This is a genomic window from Halosimplex litoreum (assembly GCF_016065055.1).
Lineage (GTDB): Archaea > Halobacteriota > Halobacteria > Halobacteriales > Haloarculaceae > Halosimplex > Halosimplex litoreum.
Window position 1 is genome coordinate 184,876 of record NZ_CP065856.1, and the last position, 22,724, is coordinate 207,599.

The 22,724-nt window shown below is 68.6% G+C and carries 16 protein-coding genes; 6 read left to right on the top strand and 10 right to left on the bottom strand.

All coding sequences use genetic code 11. From position 1 onward, the window contains the following. The first annotated feature begins 34 nt into the window (after positions 1–34). Positions 35–1,066, top strand: a complete 1,032-nt coding sequence (locus I7X12_RS00910; protein WP_198062016.1) for a polysaccharide deacetylase family protein — start codon at positions 35–37, stop codon at positions 1,064–1,066. A 163-nt stretch (positions 1,067–1,229) separates the two neighbouring features. Here I7X12_RS00910 and I7X12_RS00915 read toward each other — a convergent pair whose 3' ends face one another. After that, complete coding sequence (locus I7X12_RS00915; RefSeq protein WP_198062017.1) at positions 1,230–3,020, bottom strand: asparagine synthase-related protein; 1,791 nt, start codon at positions 3,018–3,020, stop codon at positions 1,230–1,232. Positions 3,021–3,289: 269 nt separating this feature from the next. On the opposite strand from I7X12_RS00915, the gene I7X12_RS00920 reads away from it, so the two are divergent. Next, positions 3,290–4,240 carry an alkaline phosphatase family protein gene (locus I7X12_RS00920; RefSeq protein ID WP_198062018.1) on the top strand — a complete coding sequence of 317 codons (951 nt, stop codon included), beginning with the start codon at positions 3,290–3,292 and terminating at the stop codon, positions 4,238–4,240. A 38-nt stretch (positions 4,241–4,278) separates the two neighbouring features. On the opposite strand, the gene I7X12_RS00925 is transcribed toward I7X12_RS00920, so the two are convergent. Both I7X12_RS00925 and I7X12_RS00930 read right to left on the bottom strand, forming a co-directional pair. Continuing rightward, a complete protein-coding gene (locus I7X12_RS00925; RefSeq protein ID WP_198062019.1) occupies positions 4,279–5,172 on the bottom strand; it encodes a methionyl-tRNA formyltransferase-like protein in 894 nt (297 codons plus the stop codon). Positions 5,173–5,197: 25 nt separating this feature from the next. Continuing rightward, positions 5,198–6,379 (bottom strand): beta propeller repeat protein, encoded by a 1,182-nt coding sequence (locus I7X12_RS00930; RefSeq protein WP_198062020.1) that lies wholly within the window; start codon positions 6,377–6,379, stop codon positions 5,198–5,200. Between the two features lie 213 nt (positions 6,380–6,592). Between I7X12_RS00930 and I7X12_RS00935 the strand changes: the two genes are divergently transcribed. Then, the gene (locus tag I7X12_RS00935; protein ID WP_198062021.1) at positions 6,593–7,615 is read left to right on the top strand and encodes a DUF1616 domain-containing protein; all 1,023 of its coding nucleotides are present in this window, start codon (positions 6,593–6,595) and stop codon (positions 7,613–7,615) included. A gap of 51 nt (positions 7,616–7,666) precedes the next feature. Here the strand turns inward: I7X12_RS00935 and I7X12_RS00940 are convergent, their stop codons facing one another. Next, positions 7,667–9,106, bottom strand: a complete 1,440-nt coding sequence (locus I7X12_RS00940) for a hypothetical protein (RefSeq protein ID WP_198062022.1) — start codon at positions 9,104–9,106, stop codon at positions 7,667–7,669. Between the two features lie 491 nt (positions 9,107–9,597). On the opposite strand from I7X12_RS00940, the gene I7X12_RS00945 reads away from it, so the two are divergent. From I7X12_RS00945 to I7X12_RS00955, 3 genes are all read left to right on the top strand, one after another. Continuing rightward, complete coding sequence (locus tag I7X12_RS00945) at positions 9,598–10,986, top strand: sulfatase (RefSeq protein WP_198062023.1); 1,389 nt, start codon at positions 9,598–9,600, stop codon at positions 10,984–10,986. A 128-nt stretch (positions 10,987–11,114) separates the two neighbouring features. Continuing rightward, positions 11,115–12,914, top strand: coding sequence for a hypothetical protein (locus I7X12_RS00950; protein ID WP_198062024.1), 1,800 nt, complete (start codon positions 11,115–11,117; stop codon positions 12,912–12,914). Positions 12,915–12,921: 7 nt separating this feature from the next. Continuing rightward, entirely contained in the window at positions 12,922–14,409 is a 1,488-nt protein-coding gene (locus tag I7X12_RS00955) for a flippase (RefSeq protein ID WP_198062025.1), read from the top strand. A gap of 50 nt (positions 14,410–14,459) precedes the next feature. Here I7X12_RS00955 and I7X12_RS00960 read toward each other — a convergent pair whose 3' ends face one another. From I7X12_RS00960 to I7X12_RS00985, 6 genes are all read right to left on the bottom strand, one after another. Beyond that, positions 14,460–15,956, bottom strand: a complete 1,497-nt coding sequence (locus I7X12_RS00960; RefSeq protein ID WP_198062026.1) for a hypothetical protein — start codon at positions 15,954–15,956, stop codon at positions 14,460–14,462. Between the two features lie 133 nt (positions 15,957–16,089). Continuing rightward, entirely contained in the window at positions 16,090–17,592 is a 1,503-nt protein-coding gene (locus I7X12_RS00965) for a TrkH family potassium uptake protein (protein ID WP_198062027.1), read from the bottom strand. Positions 17,593–17,599: 7 nt separating this feature from the next. Next, on the bottom strand, positions 17,600–18,931 hold the full coding sequence (trkA, locus tag I7X12_RS00970) for a Trk system potassium transporter TrkA (RefSeq protein WP_198062028.1): 1,332 nt from the start codon (positions 18,929–18,931) through the stop codon (positions 17,600–17,602). Between the two features lie 157 nt (positions 18,932–19,088). Next, positions 19,089–20,285: a cation:proton antiporter gene (locus tag I7X12_RS00975; RefSeq protein ID WP_198062029.1), complete on the bottom strand. Its 1,197-nt coding sequence runs from the start codon at positions 20,283–20,285 to the stop codon at positions 19,089–19,091. Continuing rightward, complete coding sequence (locus I7X12_RS00980; protein ID WP_198062030.1) at positions 20,282–20,764, bottom strand: cation:proton antiporter regulatory subunit; 483 nt, start codon at positions 20,762–20,764, stop codon at positions 20,282–20,284. Before I7X12_RS00980 ends, I7X12_RS00975 begins: the two co-directional genes overlap by 4 nt. A 95-nt stretch (positions 20,765–20,859) precedes the next feature. After that, entirely contained in the window at positions 20,860–22,419 is a 1,560-nt protein-coding gene (locus tag I7X12_RS00985) for a TrkH family potassium uptake protein (RefSeq protein WP_198062031.1), read from the bottom strand. Positions 22,420–22,724 lie beyond the last annotated feature (305 nt).

Here is a 22,724-nt window from a genome sequence, read left to right on the forward strand (position 1 = left end):
CGATAGCTTCGCAGACCTCTCGCGGTGGTCGGCGATGGACGGGTCGGTCGCGGGCGACGCCGAGCGAACGGTGAGCGGTCCGCAATCGGCCCACCTGCGTGCGGGCGCGACCGACTCACGCGCTCGGATCGCCCGGCGGTTCGAACGGCCGATCGACATCAGCGACATGGGGATCAGGTTGTCGGCTCGCGCGAACCGGAGTATCAACCCGTACGTCCAGGTGTTCGACGTCGACGGGAACAAGATCAACTTCCGGGCGCCGATCCGCGGCGGGCTCTCGTTCCAGCCCTTCGACTTCGGGATCAGCAAGGTGGGCGGGTCGCCCGACCTCTCGGCGGTGGAAGAGATCCGGATCACGGTCTGGGCAGGGGAGGGACAGGCGGTCGACGTGTGGTGTGACGACCTGGCGCTCGTCGAGCGCTCCGAGACGGGGACCGTCGTCGTCCAGTTCGACGACGGGAATCTGACCGATTACAGCGAGGCGTTCCCCGTGCTGGAGGAACACGGGTTCACCGCGTCGACGTTCGTCTGTCCGGGATCGATCGGAGCGGACGGCAAACTCGGCCTCTCGGAGCTCTCGGAGTTGCGGGACGCCGGGTGGGACGTCGCCAGCCACACCGTCGACCACGAACACCTGTCGGCGCTGGACGAGGCGGCCCAGGAGGCGCAGATCGCGGGCGCCAAAGACTGGCTGGTCGACCACGGGTTCGAACGCGGTGCCGAGTACCTCGTCTACCCGTTCGGCGAGTACGACCAGACGACGCTGAACCTGGCCGACCGATATCACGAACTCTCGTTCGCCGGTGGCTACCCAGGGTACGGCCGACCGACGAACCGTCACGTGATCCAGCGCGTCTCCTCGCCGGATGTCGAGACGGCGACCAGAGCGATCGATATCGCCGCCGCCTACGACGGGATCACCGTGCTGTTCTATCACCAGCTCACTGCGAACTCCGAACCGACGCGATCGGCGTTCGCGTCGACCATGTCGCACCTCGCCGACCGGGAATCGAACGGCGACCTGCGGGTCGTCCCCGCGCGGGATCTCGAATCGATTGTCGTCTAAGAAATTCCTCCGACACCCGCACAGAGCACCGCTGTTCTGAAAACCGGTCGAACCACCGAGCCCACGGGGGCGACCGGACCGAGACCGATCCCGCCCAGCGGGCGCGAGATCCACACCCTCTGAACTGGGGTGACGAAGCGGCAATCGGCCGACCGAATCACGGTCAGTCGAAGTGCCGTTGCAGCCAGAGCTCGATCGTCGTGATCGAACAGAGCGCGCTCGACTCGTCGCTCTCGCCGTCGAGGTGGCGCTGGCGGCGGTCCTCGACGGCGACGCCGTCGAGGAACCAGCGGTCGCGCGCGTCGTCGATCAGGTCGTCGAGCCGCGACTGAATTTCGTCGTGATCCCTGTACCACTGGCCGGCCATCGAAGTGCCGCCGTAGGTCGGGTCGCCGAGCAGGTGCGAGAGGCCGGTGCTGGCGAAGAAGCCGGCGACGTGGAGCGGGTACGGGAGACTCGGCTTCAACCGCGACCGTTCGTAGGGGATCTCGGCGAGGTCGGCGTCCAGCAAGCGTATCATCCCGATTTTCGGCTTGACGACGCCGAAGATCAGCTCGCCGTCGGAGCCGGGAAGCGCGCCCATCCGCCACGAGGGCGGGAGCCGCGCGGCGCTCTCGAGGAAGTCGCCGTCGGCGTAGGCGACGCGGGTCCCGCTCCGGCCGCGGGCGACGGGGTTGCTCGCGTGCGCGAGGCGAGGATAGTAGTTCTGGAAGTGGGCGTCCACGACCGCCTGTTCGAAGTCGGTCTCCTCGGTTCGGGCCGCTTCGCGTCGATACGAGCCCATCGGGTCCACGTCGGCGTCGACGATGTCCGTCACCTCCTCGGCCGGCAGCGACGCCTCGCTGTGGTACATCGAGTCGACGAGCGACGACGCCTCCTGCAGGTGATACCGGCTGAGGTGCTGGCCCAACAGTTCGCCGACGATCCCCTCCATGAGGACGTTCGGCTCGCGGCCGTCGATGTTGTCGGTCGCGGTCAGGTTGAGCGCGAAGTTCCAGTTGACCAGCCCGTCGGTGGCGTCCACGGTCTTCTCCAGCGTCGGGAGGAATCGGTCGGGCGTCAACGGGACCGTCTCGTTGGGCAGTTCCAGCGTCTCCGCGACGTCCTCGGCGAGGCGGACGTTGATGCCGCCGCCGGGGTTGGCGTCGTACGTGTAGGTGGTCAGCGAGTCGAAGGCGTCACGCTCGCGCTGGACGCGCGCGAACTCGCTCACCGTCGCGCGGCTGTCGAGCCCCCCCGAGAGCCAGATCCCCACGTCGCCCGAGACGGTGTTGGCAGTCCGGTCGACCGTCCGCTTGAACTCCGCGGTCAGGTCGTGGAAGTACTCCGTCGTCGGTTCGGCGGGGTCGTAGTCCGGCCGCCAGTAGCGTCGCCCGGTCACCTCGCCGCCGTGATACTCGACGACAGTCCCCGGGTGAACCGACTTGACCCCCTCCAGCAGCGTCGTGTCGCTCCACATGTGGCCCATCAGGATCAGGTCGCTCACGCCCTGGGGGTCCACGCTGGGGTCGTCGAGCGCGGGCATGAGCTGTGAGGTCCCTGAGGCGAAGGAGAATCCGTCGTCGTGTCGGTACACCGGCGGCCGGCTGCCGATCTTGTCGGTGGCGAGCAGGACCCGGTCCTCGCTCGCGTCGACCGCGGCGATCGTGAACGGCCCGTCCAGCGTTTCGAGCGTCGGGTCGGGCGCCTGGAGCAGCCGCTCGAAGATCGTCTCCGTGTCCCACCCGAGTTCGGCGCGGTTCGAGACCGCACCGTCGATCACGCCCGCGGCCTGTCCGTCGCGCCAGAACGTATGCCCCTCCGGGTCCTTCTCGCCGTGGTGGCGGATCCCCACGCCGTGGGACCCGGTGTCGAAGCGGTCGGTCCCGTACCAGGACTCCCGGGCCATGGTGTCCAGCATGTCGTCGAGGACCGACTCGCCGACGGTGCCGCCGACGATCCCCGTCAGTGCCATCGCCGCCCCTCGGTCGTCGCGCCGCCGGCCTGTCTCCTGTCCCGCTCGTACGCAGTTCCCGTCATCGCCCCGAAGGTATCCGGCAGTGGGCTTTGGTATACGCCTCCTAAGCGGCGAGCGTGGGGATCGGGCGGCTCGAACGGGCGCCGCCGTGAGCCGGCGTCGACGGGTCGAGCTCCCGGTCGGCGTCGCCCGCATCGGGCAGCCGGCCAGGGTACAAGCCTTATAACAATTCGGCTACGCAGGAAGGCTTACTCGACAGCGAAACGATGCTCTCGAAACGCCAACTGCGACGAGTCGCGACGTGGGCCGTCGACAGCCCGAACCTGCTCGCCCGACAGGTCAACCGGGCCTATCACACCCGGGCGTTCAACCGCGAGTTCAACCACGACGGAGTGTCCGTCGTCGACGAGGACTGGGACACCCTGATCGTACTCGACGCCTGTCGGTACGACCTGTTCGAAGAACGCCACGACCTCCCAGGGACGCTCTCGGCCAGGGAGTCACGGGCCGCCCACACCTCTGAGTTTATCCTCGGGAACTTCCACGAGCGGGACCTGACCGACACCGTCTACGTGACGGCCAGCCCGATCCTCGAACGGGGCTACCAGCACAAGTACGACCCGTCGTTCCACGCGGTCGTCAACGTCTGGCAGGAGGACGGGTGGGACGACGAGTACAACACCGTGCTGCCGGAGACGATGGCCGAGTACGCGCTGGAGACCGCCGAGCGCTACCCGAACAAGCGGCTGATCGTCCACTTCATGCAACCGCACTACCCGTTCGTCGGCTCGGGGCTGGCCCTGGACAAGGAGACCGTGCCCGATCCCGAGGAGATCGAGACCGACGTCTGGCACGAGATGATGCGCGAACGGGCGTCGATCACCCGAGAGGAGATCACCGAGGCCTACCATCGCAACTTCGACGTGGTCCAGCCCCACGTGCGGGAGTTGCTCGACGAACTCTCCGGCAAGAGCGTCGTCACCTCCGACCACGGCAACATGCTTGGCGAACGGGCCCGCCCGATCCCGATCCGCGAGTGGGGCCACCCCGACGGCGTCTACACCCCGGAGCTGGTGACGGTCCCGTGGCTCGAATACGAGAGCGGCCCGAGGCGAGAGGTCGTCGCCGAGGCGCCCATCGACGAGACCGAGGGCGACGACGCCGTCGAGGACGACGTGGTGACCGAGCGACTCAGGAACCTCGGCTACGCCGAGTAGGGGCGCGGTCGAGACGTGATCGAAGCCGGCCTCGCCGTTCAGTCCGAGAGCCGACGTTTGACGCGCCGGTAGTTGTTCTTCAGGAGGAACCGGCCGACGAAGCCGGGCTCCTCGCGCTGTTTCGTGTGGCTGTGGTAGGTCCCGAGTTCGTCTGGCTCCCACGGTTCGAAGTCGGGCGAGCGGAGCTTCTCGACGCCGGTGGCGAAGATCTCCCGCTGGATGGCCGCGGTCGCTTCGCCGATGTCGGCGTACGTCGGGTCGGGCGGGAGTTCCCGGGAGTCGATCTCGACGATCCGCCCGCCGTCGATGTCCTCCGTGAGCCGCTGGAGCGTCACGGCGACCCTGTCGTCGTCGTTGACGAAGGTGATCTTCGGTCCCATCCCGCGGTAGTCGCGGATGTCGCAGCCGTGCGTGCTGAGGACGCCGTGTTCGGGCGCGTCGAGGACCGGCCCCTTGAGGAGGCCGAACCCGAATCGGACGAGCACGTCGCACTCCTCGCCGAGGGTCTCGGTGACATCCTCGGGGAGCGTGTTCCAGGCGCCGCCGGCCGGGACCGGGTCGACCTCGTGGGTCCGCACGTCGGAGAGGACGTCGACCGACTCGATAGGCTTGGACTGGCGCGCCTCCATCTGCTGGCGCTCGTCGAACAGCATCCACCCCAGCTTCCGGTCGGCGTAGATGAACGCCTTCAGTTTCTCGTCGCGCAGCACGTCGAAAAAGAGGCCGACGTCGGACGGGGCGACGCTGGCGCCGCGGTTGATCGCGTTGGCGCCCTGTTTGACTACCGAGGAGTCGTCCCTGACCGACGCGTCGACGACGACGCGTTCGATGCTCGCGCCGTCGACGGCGTCGACGTTTTCGAGGGCCGCTTCCTGCCAGTGCAGTACCATGGGGTTCGCGAGAACCCCGACTCGGATCGTGTTCTCAGTCATGGGTTCGGTCCAGTCGTGGGTTGGGTCAGTCGTTCCCGGCGGCGCCCACCGCCGGGACGGCCGCCGGGTCGTCGTCGAACAGCAGTCGTTCGAGGTCGCTCGGCGGAACGCGGAGTATCTCGCCGTGGTGGCGGCTCGTGTTGTACGGGTTGATCAGCACGCCCAGGTCGTCGTCGGCGCGGACGAACACGTAGGCGCTGGCGGCCGGGAGCGCCGCCAGCGCCTCGCCGAGGGCGGACCGACGGGTGAACGTGCACAGCTCGTGCCACTCGCGGTAGTCGGTCGCCGACGTAGTCGCGAGCACGCGGGCCGTCCGACTCCCGGAGTCGTCCCGGTCGGCGGTCGGCGCCGTGCTGTCGTAGCCACACTCGGCGGCCGTCGCGGCGACGACGACCGACTCGCCGCCCACCGACAGCGTCTCGACGTAGTAGACCGACTCCGCGGTCGTCCCGACCGTCACGGGTTCGGGCTCCTCGTCGCCGATCCGCTCGCGCGGCAGCGCGAGCAGTTCGACTGTGTCGACGTACGGACAGTCCATCCCCCAGAGGACGGCGTCGGGCGTGAACGCCAGCCCGACCGCGCGCCAGCGCTGGCTTCCGGTCCCCACGGACCGAAACTCGCCGTCGACGAAGTAGCCGACCGCACTCTCGTCGTCCGTGTCGCCGGTGGTCCCCCAGAGCCGTTCGCCGTAGGGGTCGTGGAACAGCCCGTGGAAGTGCCGGGCGTCCGCCCGGACATGATACGTCGACCACGAGTGCCCCGCATCGTCACTGTGGAGGACGCGCGCGTCGTCGTCACCCAGCGGGTACTCCGCGAGATACAGACCGCCCTCGTGTTCGCACAGCGACGTGGGGAGTACGCCCATCGGGCCGGATGGGTCGGGCAACTCGTGGGCGACCGACCACGACCGCCCGCCGTCGGCGGAGGCGAACACCCACTGCCCGACGGTGGCGACCAGGCCCTCGGCGCCGACCGGCCAGACGTTCGTCGTCGTGTACGCCCCGACGAGCGGTCCGAGCAAGCGCTTGGTCCGTCCCGCGTTCAGGACGCGGAACCGAACCCCGTCCAGCCCGCGACCGGGACTCGGAATCGTCCCGCGGTCCGTAATCTCACTCCCTGGCCGCCACGCCGAGACGCGACGACCGTCCGCGCAGTAGCCGACCTGATTCCGGATCCCACCGAGTTGCATCGGTGTTCCGTACCCCACGGTCGCCCTTTGTTAACGACTCAATACAGGGTCGGCCGTTCGTCTCACCCGACCGCCAGTCCAGCGTCGTCCGGCGCGATCCGCCGCGTCGAGGCCAGCGACACTCGACCACAGCGAACGAGCCCATAGACTCGGGACGGTTCGTTTAAGCTGAAAATAACAAGACCACCACGGGTCGATAGCTCGAACAGCATCTAGGTGACCACTCCAGCAATGTCATTCATCACCGACGCGGGCGGCGCTCACAGCGAAGCGAAATCCCTTCTGAAGGCAGCCGTGAGCCACCCGACAGCGTTGGCCGTGTTCGTCACCACCGGCGGGCTCGTCGTTCAGCTCGACGGGGTCCCGGGACCCGTCCGGACGGTCGTCGCGCTGCCGCTGGTGTTTTTCGCCCCGGGCTACATGCTCGCGGCGACGATATACCCCGAGCGGTACACTGGATCGCACGGCGACGACGCGCTGCTGTCCGGCGGCGGGCGGGACCGCCACGGGCTCCACCCGCTCGAACGGATCGCCCTCTCCATCGGCCTCAGCGTCGCGATCGTTCCGCTGCTCGGCGTGGCCGTCTGGGCCGCCTTCGGCGAGTTCACTCGCGCACTCGTTCTCGCCGGTCTCGTGAGCGTCGTCGGTCTGCTGCTCCCGGTCGCGCTCGCTCGCCGCTACGGTCTCGCCCCGGACCGACGACTGGTCACCCGGCCCCGGACCCAGATCCGGCGTTTCGGTCGATGGCTCTCCGGGTCGTCGACCGCGGAGACAGCGACGAACGTGGTCCTCGTGGCCAGTATCGTCCTCGCGGCGGGCGCGTTCACGTACGGGGTCGCGGTCCCCGTCGACGGCGAGTCCTACTCTACCGCCGCGCTGCTCACGGATCAGGACGGCGGCCCGACCGCCGAGGGCTATCCGACGAACTTCACCGCCGGTGAGCCGGAGTCGCTGACGATACAGGTGACCAACAGCGAGAACGCGGAGACGAAGTACACGATCGTCGAAACGGTCGAACGGGTGACGATACGGAACTCCGGGATCGACGTCGTCGACCGGTCGGAACTCGGTCGCGAACGGGTCACGCTCCGGGAGGGAGCGACCGCACGGCTCGACCGCGAAGTCGCGCCCGATTTGACGGGCGAGTCGCTCCAGCTCTCCTACTACGTGTACAAGGGATCCGCACCGGAGCAGCCGAGTCGATCGACCGCGTACCGCGATCTCCACCTGTGGATCACCGTCGAGCCGGCCTGAGAGACCACCGGTTCGGCGCTCCGGCGGAATCGCCTCCCGTTCCCTCCCCGGTCACGGCTGGGCGTATTTGAGATACTCCGGCGACCGGTCCAGCACCCGCCCGAAGTAGGTTCCGCCCTCGTTGCGGGTAGAGGCGACCGAGTACGGCGCGGTCGCGGACATCTCGACGCAGACGTTCGAGTCGGTTCCTGATTCGTCCGTCCCGAACACCTGTGTCTGGTCGGCGCCGGCCGATGCCTCGGTCGCGATGGAGATCCGCGGCCCGAGACAGAGCAACTCTTCGGCGCTGTCCGACGAGTCGTCGGTGTACACCCAGAGCGGGTACCGGCTCGATTCACAGGCGTAGCGCGTCACTCGCGACCCGGCGGAGTTCGCCAGAAAGAGCCCGTCTCGCCCGCGGGCGTCCCGCTGGGTGATCGTCAGCCCGTCTATCTCCGACCCCGGCCGACCGTTGACGAGCACGTCGACGGCCTGCGACGCGGTGGTGTCGATCTCGATGTCCCGGAGCGTGATATCCCAGGGCCGCTCCGGGGCTCCGCCCATCTCACTGGCGCCCGGCGGCGCGACCTGTATCGCTCGGAAGCCGTCTCGGTCGATATCGAAGGTGCAGTCGCGCACGGCCAGCCGCCCCGCGGTCCCGTCGACCTCGACGAGTCCGCGGGCGTATTCGGCCGATCTGACCGCGAACTCGCAGCTCTCGATGGCACCGCCGGTCTTCCCCTGCCAGCCCGACTCCCACCAGATACCACGGACGGCGTTGTAGTCGCCGGCGACGCGGTCGGCGGCGTCCGTGTCTATCTCGATGGTCGCGTCCCTGACGAACGAGTCCTCGCCGCAGACCCTGATCTGGGAGACCGCGTTGTTCCTGAACGTCCCGCCGGTGATCTGGACCGGACCGTTGGTTCTGCTGGCGTAGACGCCGTTGCTTCCGCACTGTTCGATGTGACAGTCGAGCAGCTGCAGCGTGCCGTAGTGATGGGGGCCGCTGAAGAACGCGACGAACGCGTCGGGGTACACGCCCACTTCCCCGCCGCCTCTGTTCACGTACCGTTCGACCGTGCCCCGTCCGGACGAGTCGGTGACCTGGACGATGAGATCCTTCGTGCCGTTCTCGGTCGGGGAGAATCCCCCGACCTCGACGTCGCGGACGACGAGCCCGTCTCGCTGGTGTATCAACAGCCCGGAGTTGGTCACCCTGTCGTCGGTCTGGTCGGCAGTGAAGTTCTCGAACAGCGAGCCGCTGCCGGAGGTGACGTGTAGCAGCCGACTGCTGTACCCCTCCGGGTGGACGAACCGCACGTCACGCCGGCTGTCGCCCGTGCCTCGCATACCGAAGGAGATGTCGCCGTCGACCTCGATCGGTCTGGTCACCAGGTACTCGCCCGGCGGGAACTCGATCAACGTCCCGTCGGCGATCGCCGCCTCGATGGCGTCGTCGCAGGGCTCGGAGCCGTCGGGCGCACACCCGCTGTCGGCCACGGCGTCGACCACCGTCCGGAATTCGGGTTCCGGCGTCGGCGTCGGTGACGGCGTGGACGACGCCGTCGAGAGGGCGCGCGCGTCCGTCTCTGCCGGAGGGGACCGCGTCGCGGTCGGAGGGGTCGCCCGCGACCGCTCCGGCCGCTCGTCGGATCCCAACCAGTTACACCCCGCGACGGAGCCCGTCGCGCCGACACTCACGAGTCCGAGGAACTGACGCCTGTTCATTTCGTCGGCGGACGTTTCGGCGGTACGCACATTGTTATACCCAGAGTCACTCGCCGGTAAGGCCCGTTTTCGCCGCGCAGTACGGCCGTTTCCGGCCCGCTCGCGCGTTCCGGCTCGACTCGTGGCGCCGACTCGGGACCCGGCTCGCGCCCGGGCCGAGCGTCGGCGATCGAGCGGTGGAGTCGGTCCCGGACCGCGTCCGGTGTCGTCTCGACGCGCTCCCCGCCGGTAGTATGGATTACATTACATTGGCGGTGGAACGCGCGTCCCCACGCATGAGCCAACAGGACGTGGTCTGGGTGACGCTCGAAAGCGTCCGGTGGGACCACACGTCGCTGTCGGAACACGCCCGGGACACGACGCCGACGCTGTCCCGACTCGCGGCGGAGGGCCGGGGGTACGACGACTGCTTCTCCCACGACATCTGGACGCGGGCCTCGACCGCGTCCATCCTCACCGGCCGGGCGTCGTCGGCCCACCGAACCTGGTCGAACGACGCGGGCCTCCCCGACCCCATCGAGACGATCCCCGAGGCCTTCCGCGAGGCGGGCTATCGGACGGTCGGGATCTCGCCCAACGGCCAGTTCGGGCCGGGGACCGGACTCGACCGCGGCTTCGACGACTTCCACTATCTCACCAGGTCGACGCTGTCGAGCGAAGTCGGACTCGTCTCGCTCGTGCGGTGGGCCGCGAACCTCCGCCGGCACTCGGGCGGGTTCACCCGCGACGGGAACCAGCACTGTCTCGGCTACCTCAGCACGAACGTTGCCAAGCGACACGTCCGCCGGGCCGCGACGGACGACCGACCGCTCTTTCTCTACGTCCACTACGGCGACTCTCACCACGCGTACGTGCCGCCGATCGCCTGGCGCGAGCGGTTCGCCGACGACCTCCCGATGCCGGTCGACGAGGCGGTCGACGTCGCGCTCGACATGTCCGACCGGATGTACGAACACATCGCCGACGGGGTCCCGTTCGACGACGACGAGTGGACGGCGCTCCGGACGCTGTACGACACCGCCGTCGCCTACGTCGACCACCTGACCGGGGAGCTGGTCGCCGCGGCCCGACGCGACCTGGCGGACCCGGTCATCGTCGTGACCGCCGACCACGGCGAGCTGTTCGGCGAGCGGGGGCTGCTCGCGCACATGCTCGTCAACAACGCCGCCGTCTCGAACGTCCCCCTGGTCGTCGCCGGCGGGACGGACTTCCCCGAGACGGGGCCGATACAGCACGCGGACGTGATGAAGATGCTCTGTCGCGACCTCGGCGTGGACCACCCGGTCCCGGTCGGTCGCGACCTGCGCGAGCGAGACAGGGAGTTCGCCGTCGTACAGCGGAGCGGCGCTCGAACGCGGCACAAGCTGGACCAGATCACGAGGCACAATCCGGAGTTTCCACAGGGAGAGTACCACACCGACGACGTCACCGCACTGTTCACGTCCGAGTGGTGCTACCGACGCACCGACGACGACGAGGAACTCGTCGCCCGGGGCGGAGAATCGGTCGACGCGAGCGCCGACCGACCGGCGGTGACGGCCGAACTGCGGGCCGAGTGCCAGCGATGGCTCGAAGAGCACGGCCGACCCGTCGGCGAGACCGAGCGCGTGGACTTCGACGAGAACACCGAGGCGCAGCTCCGCGAGCTCGGATACCTGCAGTGACCGACGCGGGCACCGTCCGTCGACCGGGCGGAACCGGACACGACCGGCCGGGGACGGAGACCGGGTATGCGTGGTATAATACGGGATCTACGGGCTATAACAAAGGGCCGAGTCGCTGATGTCCCGATATGCTCACGGGGACCGGATCGGTTCGACATCGGTCCGATACGGCATCGAAGGGCGCACTCGCCGTCGGGTATCTCGCGTTGCTGGTCGCGGTCGTCGCCGCCCACACGTCCCCCGCGACCGGGTACGAGCTCTCCGTCTACGCGCGGACGCCGACCGCGTTCTGGATCGGCGTCGGCGTGGCGACGGCCGTCGGACTCGTCACGGCGCTGTTCGCGAGGACCGTCGCGAGTCGAGTGCTCGGGCTCGGACTGGGCGTGGGTTCCTACGCCGCGCTCGTCTGCCTCCCGCTGTTGCGAAACTACCACTACTTCGGACGCGGCGACGGCCTGACTCATCTGGGCTGGACCCGGGGGATCCTCGCCGGCCAGAAGGAGGTGCTCTCGATGCTTTACCCCGGGATCCACACGTTCGCGATATTCGTCGGCGAGTCCGCCGGCCTGCCGCTCACTCGGTCGCTGCTGTACGTCGTCTCCGCGTTCGCGGTGGTGTTCGCGCTGTTCGTCCCGATGTGCGCCTGGGCACTCACCGGGGACCTGCGGACGACCACGATCGCGGCGTTCTCGGCGTTCCTGCTGTTGCCGATCACCAACGTCAGCACGCAGCTCGCGCCCCACACCACGACGCAGACGGTGTTGTTCCTGCCCGTGGTCGTCTATCTGTTCGTCCGGTACCTGCGCTCGGACCGGGACGGAACGCTCGTCCCGACCGGCGTCGGGGCACTGTTCGCGCTCGTGCTCGCCGCGCTCGTGGTCTATCACCCGCAGCAGGCGCTGAACTTCCTGTTGATGCTGGCGACGGTCTGCGGTCTGCAACTGGTCGCCCGTCGATGGACCTCGCACCCGTCGGTCACCGAACCGCGCCGGGTGTACGCCCCGACGGGATTCCTCGCGGTGTTCTGGATCGCCTGGTCCCGAGGCCACGAGCGATTCCAGTCGGGCGCGACCAACGCCCTGGGGGAAATCGTGACGGCGCTTACCGGCGGCGGCGGGGTCGCGGCCGACACGGCCCAGCGAGGCGGGTCGCTGGCGGCGATCGGCTCGGGTCTGGTCGAGATCTTCCTGAAGATCTTCTCGGTCGCGAGCGTCTACAGCGCCGTCACCGCCGCCGTGCTACTCCTCGCCCTGTTCTGGAAACTCGGCGGCGACGACCCCGTCGAATCGTCGTTTCACCGCTACGTGGCGGCTGCGCTCGTCCCGGTGACGGCGCTGTTCGGCCTCTACCTGGTCGGGAGCGTCAGCACGCAGGCGTTCCGTCACCTCGGATTCCTGCTGGTCTTCGTCACGCTGCTCGGAGCGGTCGGGCTCGGCCGAGGGTGGGACACGCTCTCCGACCGGCTGCCGGGGGCGCCGGTGGGGTCGGCGATCGCGGCCTTCCTCGCGGTCGCACTCGTCGTCTCCGCCCTGACTGTCTTCCCGTCGCCGTGGATCTACCTGCCCTCCCAGCACGTCTCCGAACAGAGCATGTCCGGGTACGAGACGACCTTCGAACACGCGACCGTGAGCGATGGAGTGTACAGCGTCCGGGGCGGTTCCGACCGCTTCGCGGACGCATACTACGCCCGGAAGGTGCCCAACACGCCGTTCGGGTCGGTCAACGAGACCGCCATGCGGACTGACCTCTCGACCTATCACGGGACTGGGTGGTACTTCGCCGTCAGCGAAGCCGACCGCAAACGCGAGGTGTCTGCCTACGACCAGCTGCGGTACTCCCGCGAGAGCTTCGCGCTCGTTCGCACCCAACGCGGCGTGAACAGTATCGTCGACAACGGCGATTTCGAGCTGTACTACGTGACCGGGTGAGTCCCGAATGAGCGAGCAAACGACGGTCCGACGGCTGCTCGTCGGCCTTCAGGCGAAGCTGGGCGCCGATATCCTCCGTACGGGATCCAAGGGGCTGCTGTTGTTGGTACTCACGCGATATCTGTTGGCCCCGGAGGAGTTCGGGCTCCTGTTTTTCGCGATATCCGTCCTGGCGGTGGCGCGGCTGGGCGCGAACCTCGGCTTCGCCAAGTCCACGGCACGGTACGTCTCCGACTACATGCAGAGCGACGAGTCCCAGATCCGACACATCGTCCGCACCGGTGTGGCGTACAATCTGGTTGCGATAACCGTCGTCGGTCTCGCCCTGGCGGGCTTCCATCGCGAGATAGCGGCGCTACTGAACGAACCCGCGCTGGCACCGTTCCTGCTGCTGGGTCCGTTGTTCGTCATGTTCACGTCCCTGCGGGTGTTCGCGCGGTTGATCTTTCAGGGGTTCAACGAGGTGTGGTGGAGCGCGCTCGTCTCGACGGTCTCCAGCGTGGCACAGCTCGCACTCGTGGTGGGGTTCGTCCTGCTGGGCTACGACGCGGTCGGCGCCTTCCTCGGGTACATCGGCGCGGCCGCACTCGCGTCACTGGCGGGGTTCGCCGTCCTCTACTGGAAGTTCTATCGACGGCTCCCGGAGACCGACGCCGTCGACGAGAGCCTGAGAGGGAGGATCCTGCGATACAGCTTCCCGCTCGCCGGGACCCGCGGGGCCGGCGTGCTCACGAACAGAGTCGACCAGCTCCTCATCGGATACCTCCTCACGCCGGCGGCCGTCTCGTTCTACACGCTCGGTAAACAGATCTCGGAGTTCGTCATGACGCCCGCGATGTCGCTCGGGTTCGTCGTCTCGCCGGCGTACAGCAGCGAGAAAGCCGACGACCAGCTCGGGCGCGCCAGCCGGATGTACGAGAAGAGCTTCGAGAACATCGTGTTGCTGTACGTGCCCGCCGCCACCGGGCTCGTCCTGGTCGCGAGGCCCACCATCCGATTCGTCGTCGGACAGGAGTACCTGGGCGCGGTCCCGGTCATTCAGGTGCTCTCCGTGTTCGTCGTCGTGAAGTCTATCGACAACATCACCAACGACGGGCTGGATTACCTCGGTCGAGCGCGCGAGCGCGCGGTCGTCAAAATCTCCGGTGCGGTGGCCAACTTCGTCCTGAACGTCCTGTTCATCCCGGTGATGGGGGTCGTGGGGGCCGCGGTCGCAACGGTCCTGACGACGTCGGCCGTCGTCGCCGTCAACGTCTACATCATCGGGCAAGAGCTGGAGATCTCGCTGTGGGCGCTCGGTGCGGCCACGGTCCGGATCGCCGCGATCGCGGCCGTGATGGGGGGTATCGTCTGGGCCGCCCTCCCGTTCGTCTCGGGGATCCCGTCGCTGCTCGCCGTGATCGCCGCCGGCGCGATCGCCTGGGCGGTCATGGCGACCGTCGGCGGGTTCATCGACCCGGACGATGTGGAGACGGTTCTGGCGAACATCACCTGACCGCGGGACCGAGCGAGCCGCTCCGACCGCCCCGCCGCGCGACGACCGTCTCAGAGCCAGCCGACCAGCGGCGCGAGCAGCAGGGTGACCCACAGTAGGGTGCCGGCGGCGACGATCCGGTCGACCGTCTCGGTCGACGCGCGCGGACTGACCGATCCCGCCGCGAGGAGTCCGATCGCGACGACGATCCCGACGCGGTGGACCACAACGTCGAGCGACAGCACGGTGACGCCGAGGCTCTGGTAGTCGACGACGATAGCCGAGCCCACGCCGAGGGCCGCGACCGCGAAGCTCCGGATGGGGTCCAGATTCCGCCCGAACACCTGTGCGGCCGCCGGGAGCCCGAGCGCCAGAATCGGGTACAGCAGGGCGGCGATGACCTTCGGCGAGGTGTCGGCGAATCGGTGTTCGAGCGCGATCCCACCGAACCTGACCGCCAGGTACAGCCCGAACAGCGCCGCGAACAGCGAGAGGTACGACAGTCCGCGGACGGCCAGGATCGACCGCTCGCGGTCGAGCCAGCCGCGCGTGACCAGCCCGGAGACGAGCGCGCGCCGTGCGGTCCCGACGGGGCCCGTCTTCAGGCGTCCGGATCGGCCAGCCCCGCCGGACCCGGTCGCCAGCGCGCCGTCGGCGGACGCGCTTCCCCATCGGCGCCGCCGGGTCAGCGCGGCCGCGTCCCGGCCGGCGACGAGCCCCATCGCGGCGAGTCCCGACCCGAGGTTCGGAACGCCGACCAGGCCGGCGAAGTCGACGACCGTCGCCCAGCCGTCGGAGCCCAGCGCCCGCCTGTTCCCGAGATACATCCGCCAGACGGTGTCGACCGAGGGCTCGCCCATGAACTCGGCTTCGAGTCGGTCGCGCGTCCCGTCGGTCGAGTGGACGGTGTGACGCAGCCGGAACCAGTCCCAGTGGTCGCTGTGGGCCTGGACGGCGACCCACTCGTCGGACTCGAACGGTGACTCGTAGATCCGGAGGTGGTCGCGAGCGCCGAAGTAGGTCCCGTCGTGTAACTGGTAGGTCTCGTCTATCCACCGCCCGCCCGGATTGGGGTCGAGGTGGCCGGTGAACGGCGCCGCGCGGTAGGGTCGGCGCGTCTCGTTGGGACCCGGTTCGGTCAGCGCGTAGTTGTGAACGTAGAGATACCGGGTCGCGCCGCGCGCCCCGGCCCACTCGACGACCGTGCCGTTCGCCGCCTCGACCGGCGGCCCACCGGTGTCGGGGCCCACGTCTTCCCACTCGGCGGCCGTCTCGTTCCAGGTAGCGCCGCCCCGTTCGGCCAGGAAGTACCGGACGGTCTCGGCGTCCGCGTAGACGACGAGGTTGATCGCGAGGGTCCGCCCGCCCGCCGACTGGCGGGTGCTCGTGTACGGCCAGAAGACGTTCTCGCCCGGCCGGGGTTCGACCAGTGTCGCCGGCGTCGTCCCGACCGCGGGGTCGGCCGGGCCCGCCGCCGAGAGCACGAGCGATCCCGCGCCCGCGACCAGCACGACGGCGACGAGCAGGCCCAGCGCGGTCGACGTCTTCGGGGGCCACGACTGCTTCACGCGCGCCGTATGCGGCCGACGCGTTTACGCGTTCCGGGCGACCGCGCGCGGTTCGCCGACCGAACGGACTCCGGTGTGAGGCGGGGGCCGACCGGCCGACGCGGCGGGCACCGAGCAACGGGGTGCCCAGCCGTCACGACCGCCAGAACGCCGGCGTCAACAGGACGAGCACGGGGATTATTTCGATCCGGCCGATCCACATCAGGAGGATGAACGCCGCCTTCGTCGTCCAGGGGAAACCCACGTAGCTCCCGTAGGGCCCGGCGTCGCCGAAGGCGGGACCGACGTTGAGGAACGTCGCCGCCGACGCGCCCATCGCCTCGAACTCGCCGATCCCGTTCCCGACCCTCGCGGCGTCGGTGACGACGAACACCGTCAGCAACACGAAGATGATCCCGCTCAGGAGGACGTAGGCGTACACGTCGCGGACGACCTCCTCGTCGACGACCTGCCCGGACAGCCGCACCGGCCGGATGGCGTCGGGGTGGACCTCCCGGAACAGGTCCCGGCGGAACGACTTGACGACGACCAGCCAGCGCAGCGTCTTGATCGAACACGTCGTGCTCCCGGCCATCCCGCCGGAGAACATCGCGAGAAAGAGCATGTGCTTGGCCGCCGGCGACCAGTCGACGAAGTCGACCGTCGCGTACCCCGTCGTCGTCAGGATCGAGACGACCTGGAACAGTGAGTGGCGGGCCACCTGCTCGATCCGGGTGAACTGGTCGGAGGCGACCAGGAAGCCCGCGGTCAGTCCCGTCAGCCCGAGCACCACCGCGAGGTAGAAGCGGAACTCGTCGCTGTCGACCAGCCGCGAGAGGTTCCCACGCGTCAGGTGATACAGCAACACGAAGTTCGTCGCACCGAGGAACATGAAAGGGATCGTCGCCCACTGGACCGCCGGCGAGAACGCGCCCAGGCTCTCGGCCCGCGGCGAGAACCCGGCCGTCGAGACGGCGGTGAAGGCGTGGGCCACGGCGTCGTAGAGCGTCACCTCCGGCCCCAGCCCGACCGCGCCGAGCGCGAGCCACGTCGCGACCATCAGCCCGGTCAGCCCGGCGTAGAGCCACCCGAGCAGTCGAGCGGTCGCCTCGATCGACGGGGTCAGTTTGTTCACGTCCTGGGTCTGTGACTCGGTCTCCATGAGCTGGGCACCACCGATCGACAGCTGCGAGAGGACCGCGACGGCGATCACGAGGATGCCCAGCCCGCCCATCCACTGCAGCAGCGACCGCCAGAGGTGGATCGACCGGCCGTGTGCGTCGAAGTTCTCGACGACGGTCGCACCCGTCGTGGTGACGCCGCTGGTCGACTCGAACAGCGCGTTGACGGGGGTCGCGAGGTTCCCCTCGCTCGCGATCAGGAACGGGACCGCGCCGACGACGGCGATCGCCAGCCACGTCAGCGCGACCATCAGGAACCCCTCGCGGATGCCGAGATCGTCCCGGTCGAGCCGTTCGAGCGCGACGCCGGCCGCGAGCGTCAGGACCGCAGTCGCCAGGAAGGGAGCGAGCGGCTCGCGGTACCACAGCGCGACGAGCGCCGTCCCGACCAGCGGCACGGTCAACGCCTTCAGCACGGTCCCGACGAGGCTCAAGCTGGTGGCCCAGTCGACCCTGAGTTCGCCGGCGAAGCTCATCGCGCGCTCAGAGCTTCTCCGTCACTTCGCTCAGGACCTCGGTGTCGACGAAGACGACGACGTGGTCGCCCTCGCGGACGATCGTGTCACCACGGGGCGTGATGTGTTCGTCGCCGCGCGTGATCGCGCCGATGACGACGCCCTCCGGGATGTCCGCCGCCACGTCTCGGATCGACCGGTCGACGAGGACGCTGTCGGGGTCGACCTCCAGTTCGAGCACTTCGGCTTTGTCGCCCTCGATGATCGAGACGTTCTCCGCCCGGCGGGCGCGGGTGAACCGGGTGATCTCCTCGGCGGTCGCCTTCCGCGGGCTGACGGCCACGTCGACGCCGACCGCCTCGAACAGCTCCGCGAAATCGCCCGTGTTCACCACGGTGATCGCCCGGTCGGTCCCTTTCCGTTTGGCCAGCAGCGTCGCCAGGAGGTTCTGCTGGTCGTTTTCCAGCGCCGCGACGACCACGTCCGCCATCCCGACGTTCTCTCGTTCGAGCAGCTCCTGGTCGGTCGCGTCGCTGTTCAACACGGTGGTGTTCGGCAGCTTCTCGGCGAGCCAGCGGGCCCGCTCCTCGTCCTGTTCGATGAGTCGCGGGGAGAACCCCCGTTCCTCGAGCAGCCGGGCGGTCTGGTAGCCGATCTCGCCGCCGCCGACGATCACCACGTCCTCGGGCCCCTGTTCCTCGGGTGCGATCTCGGAGCTAAAGGCGCGGATACTGTCGGGGCTGCCGATCGCGATGACCTCGTCGCCGGCCGTCAGACGGGTGTCCCCGCGGGGGATCACCACGTGGTCGTCGCGGATGATCGCCGCGAACGTCAGCGAATCGAAGCGGTCGGCCTCGGCGACGGTCTGGTCGGCCACCGGGCTCTCGGCCGGGATCTCGAACTCCGTCATCTGGACGAGGCCGTCGGCGAAGGTGTCCACGTCCTGGGCGGTCGGCAGGCCCGCCAGCCCGACGATGGCCTCCGCGGTGAGCAGGTCCGAACAGACCATGAAGTCGACCCCGAAGGCGCCGCGGGCGCGCTGCCACGCCTGGAGGTACTTCGGACTCTTGACCCGGGCGATGGTGAAGGCGTCACTGACGACGTTCGCGGCGCCGCAGGCGACGATGTTCGTCTCGTCGTCGTCCGTACTGGCGATGAACAGGTCGGCGTCGGCCACGTCGGCCTCCTCCAGCGTGTCGATGTCGCTGCCGTCGCCCTCGATCGGGAGCACGTCCAGCGAGTAGGTGAGCGACTCCACGCGGTCGCTGTCGATGTCGATGACGACCACGTCGTGGGACTTGGCGAGGCTCTCTGCGATCGTCGAGCCGACCTCGCCGGCGCCGACGATGACTACCCGCATTGGCTGCCCTCCGCGTGCATGGAGTCGGGTTTTCGCGGCGCGCGTAAGTGGATTTCCCTCCGCCGTGGGATGTGGACCCGGAAGTGAGGGGTTCCCTCCGAAACGAGGGGCCATCTCGGAGGCGACGCCACCGACGACCCCCGCGCCACCGATCGGCTCAGTCCCGCGTCGGGGCGACCGGTACCAGCGTGTCGGTCACCCGGTCGGAGTACTGGATGAGGACCGTGCCGACGACGCTCATGACGAGGACGTACCCGACCGCGAACGGCGGAACGACGTCGCTGATCGGTGCCGGAGCGGTCAGCGCCAGCGCCGCGATGACCAGCGAGAACTCCCCGCGAGGGACCAGTCCGATCCCGGTCCGGAGCGACCGCAGCGGGGAGAGATCGTAGAACCGTCCGGAGACGGTCCCGCTGAGGAGCTTGGTCCCCGTCGACAGGACGACCGCGGCCCCGAGCAGCCCCGCGACCGACGGGAGGACCGTCACGTCGATCGTCAGCCCGATCGAGAAGAAGAAAAACGCCGCGAACAGGTCGCGGACGGCGGCGACCTGATGCTCGATCCGGTCGACGTGGTCGGTCTGGCTGAACCCGGCGCCGACGAAGAAGGCGGCGACGGCCTCGCTCAGTCCCAGCGTCAGCGCCGCGCCCGCGACGAGCGTCGTCGTCGCGAGTACGCCGATGAGGAACAGTTCGTCCGAGTCGACGGCGAACACCCGGTCGAGGACCGCCGTCCCGCCCCACGCGCCGACGGCCAGGACCGCGAGGAACGCGAACGCGACGCCCACGTCGCGTGCGACCGTCGCAGCGTCGCCCCCTCCGGCTGCGAGCGCGGCCAGGACCGCCAGATAGACCGCGATGAAGAGGTCCTCGTAGACGAGCGTCCCGAGGATCGGCCCGCTCTCGGGGTTGGCGATCCACCCCTGTTCGATCAGCGACTTCGTGACGATGGCCGACGAGGAGATGTACACCACTCCCGCCACGAACAGCGTCGGCACGACGCCCAGCCCGAACACCAGACCGATCGCGATCCCGACGCCCAGGTTCAGAGCGAGGTCGACGGTTCCCGCCGCCAGGATCCGCCGGCGGTCGGCGAGCAACTGGTCGACGCTGAACTCCAGCCCGAGAAAGAAGAGCAGGAGGACGACGCCGAGTTCGGCCAGCACGTCGACGAACTCCGTCTCCGAGACGAGCGTGAGCGACATCCCGAACAGCGCCGTGGGCTCGTGGGGCCCGACGACGATCCCAGCCACGATGTAGGCGGGGATGACCGACAGCGAGACTCGGTGGGCGAGATAGCCGGTCAGCGCGAGGGCGGCGAGCCCGATGCCGACCTCGACGAGCGCCGCGCTCATTCGTCCCCGAGCAGGGTCTCGAACTCCGACTGCTCCTCCCGAGTGCCGAGCGTCACCAGGGTGTCACCGGACCGGACTCGCGTGTCGGGCGTCGGATTCGGGATCGTCTCCGCGCCGCGCTGGATGGCGATGATCGACGCGCCCGTCTCTTCCCTGACCGACGCAGTCTCCAGGGAGACGCCCGCCAGCTCCGCGTCGTCACCGACCTCGTGCCACTCGATGATCGCCTCGCCCAGCGGCACCGCGACCTCGTCCAGCTCGACCGGCTGGAAGTACGCCCCCTCCAGGATCGACCCGAACTTGCGCGCCTGGTCGCCCGACAGCGTGAACAACTGTTCGCTGTCGGCGTCCTCGTCCGGTCGCAGATACACGTCGCGCTTGCCGTCGTGGTGGAGCACGACGACCAGTCGCTGCCCGCCGTCGATCTCCATCTCGAACTTCCGGCCGACCCCGGGCACCTCCGTCTCGTAGATAGTCATGGCCCGACGTTGGACCGGAGGACCATTAAGTGGTACCGCCCGCCGCTCCGCAGAGCCCCCGATACGCCGGCACTCTCACGGTCGGTGCGCCGCGCTCACGACCGCCAGTACGCCGGCGTCAGGATGACGAGCACCGAGAGGATCTCCAGGCGGCCGATCCACATCAGGAAGACCATGTACAGCTTCGCCGGGGCCGAGAACAGCTCGAAGCTGTTCATCGGCCCGACCGCGCCGAAGCCCGGGCCGACGTTGCCCAGCGTCGCGATCGCGACGCTCATCGCCTGGAGCCCGGTCAGGTCGATCCCGTCGACGAACAGACTGTCGACGTACAGCAGGACCGTCGAGACGACGAACAGCGTCAGGAATATCATGATGAAGACGAACACGTCCCGGAGCGTCTCCTCGGCGACGGCCTCGTCGCCCACTCGGACCGGCTCGACGGCGTCGGGGTGGACCGACGTGAACAGCGAGCGATACATCGCCTTCCGGACGAGCACCCACCGGACGATCTTGATCGACCCCGCGGCGGAGCCGGCCGACCCGCCCAGGAAGAAGGCGAACAGGAGGACCGTCTGGGCGACGGGGTGCCAGCTGTTGAAGTCCATGCTGGCGTAGCCCGTCGTCGTCACGATGGCCGCGACCTGGAAGGTCGCCTGGCGCAACGAGTGCTCGATGTTCCCCGGGATGGTGCCGACGTTCGGCGTGGCCCCCGAAATTCCCAGCCCGGTGAACAGCAGGGCGGTGAGCGCGGCGGTGACCAGGCCCATCACGGCGAGATAGGACCGGAACTCCGCGTTGCCGGTCAGCTTGTCGACCCGGCCGTCCAGGGCGTACCAGAACAGCGCGAAGTTCGTCCCCGCGACGACCATGAACGGGACGAACGCCCACTGGATGGCCGGCGAGAACGCCTCGACGCTGCGTCCTTCCGGCGAGAACCCGCCCGTCGGAAGCGTCGTGAGCGCGTGGGCGACGGCGTTGTAGGCGCCCATGTTCGTGCCGAGCCCGACGGCGTCGAGGCCGAAGTACACCAGCGCCGCCAGGACGGTGAGTCCGACGTAGATCTTCCAGAGCGCGCGGGCGGTCTCCTGGATCCGCGGCGTGAGCTTCTCGATGGAGATGCCGGGCGCCTCCTCGTTCATGATCTGGGCGCCACCGACCGACAGTTCCGGGAGGATGGCGACCATGAGGACGAGGATGCCCATCCCACCGAGCCACTGGGAGAGCTGGCGCCACATGAGCAACGCGCGGGAGTGGGTGTCGAAGGAGATGCTCCCCATGACCGTCGACCCGGTGGTCGTGAACCCGCTCATACTCTCGAACAGCGCGTTGACCGGGCCGGCGACCGGGCCCGTGAACACGCCGTTCCCGGCGACGAGGTAGGGGACGGTCCCGAGGATCGGGATCACGAGCCACGAGAGACTGACCAGCAGGAACGCCTCGCGGTGGCCCAGGTCGGAGTCGTCGGAGAGCTGCTCGAGGAGGAGTCCGACCGCGACCATGACCGCGCTGGTCGCGACGAACGGGACTACGCTCTCGCCGTAGTAGATTGCGACGAGCACCGGGAAGAGGGGAGCGGCCGCCAGGTACTTGACGACCGTCCCGACCAGCGAGAGGCTGAGACGATAGTCGACGTACCGATCGGTGGCGACCGCCATGAGACAACTGTCACGGTCCGAGCCGTACAAGATGTGTGTTTCGGAACGACCACGCCGGCTCGGACCGGAGTTCTGTGTGACCACGCCGGTTCGAACCGACTACGATCGACTCCCGAGACCGCCAGTTTCCGTCGCTGAAGCGCGGTATCGGCTGTACTGACGGATCGGCGACACCACCGAGCCGTCGTCGGTCACAGCGGTTAAGTCGGGTCGGGCGTACAGACCGAGCATGCAACGGTTCGTCTCCCCCGGTAGCGCTCTCGCTTCGACCGCCGGAGCGGAATCGAACTGCCGCCGACCGCCGG

Bases quoted from the DNA above. Each gene is read 5' to 3' on its own strand.
- I7X12_RS00910 (WP_198062016.1), top strand. From the start codon at position 35: ATGGACGGGTCGGTCGCGGGCGACGCCGAGCGAACGGTGAGCGGTCCG.
- I7X12_RS00915 (WP_198062017.1), bottom strand. From the start codon at position 3,020: ATGGCACTGACGGGGATCGTCGGCGGCACCGTCGGCGAGTCGGTCCTC.
- I7X12_RS00920 (WP_198062018.1), top strand. From the start codon at position 3,290: ATGCTCTCGAAACGCCAACTGCGACGAGTCGCGACGTGGGCCGTCGAC.
- I7X12_RS00925 (WP_198062019.1), bottom strand. From the start codon at position 5,172: ATGACTGAGAACACGATCCGAGTCGGGGTTCTCGCGAACCCCATGGTA.
- I7X12_RS00935 (WP_198062021.1), top strand. From the start codon at position 6,593: ATGTCATTCATCACCGACGCGGGCGGCGCTCACAGCGAAGCGAAATCC.
- I7X12_RS00945 (WP_198062023.1), top strand. From the start codon at position 9,598: ATGAGCCAACAGGACGTGGTCTGGGTGACGCTCGAAAGCGTCCGGTGG.
- I7X12_RS00950 (WP_198062024.1), top strand. From the start codon at position 11,115: ATGCTCACGGGGACCGGATCGGTTCGACATCGGTCCGATACGGCATCG.
- I7X12_RS00955 (WP_198062025.1), top strand. From the start codon at position 12,922: ATGAGCGAGCAAACGACGGTCCGACGGCTGCTCGTCGGCCTTCAGGCG.
- I7X12_RS00965 (WP_198062027.1), bottom strand. From the start codon at position 17,592: ATGAGCTTCGCCGGCGAACTCAGGGTCGACTGGGCCACCAGCTTGAGC.
- trkA (WP_198062028.1), bottom strand. From the start codon at position 18,931: ATGCGGGTAGTCATCGTCGGCGCCGGCGAGGTCGGCTCGACGATCGCA.
- I7X12_RS00975 (WP_198062029.1), bottom strand. From the start codon at position 20,285: ATGAGCGCGGCGCTCGTCGAGGTCGGCATCGGGCTCGCCGCCCTCGCG.
- I7X12_RS00980 (WP_198062030.1), bottom strand. From the start codon at position 20,764: ATGACTATCTACGAGACGGAGGTGCCCGGGGTCGGCCGGAAGTTCGAG.
- I7X12_RS00985 (WP_198062031.1), bottom strand. From the start codon at position 22,419: ATGGCGGTCGCCACCGATCGGTACGTCGACTATCGTCTCAGCCTCTCG.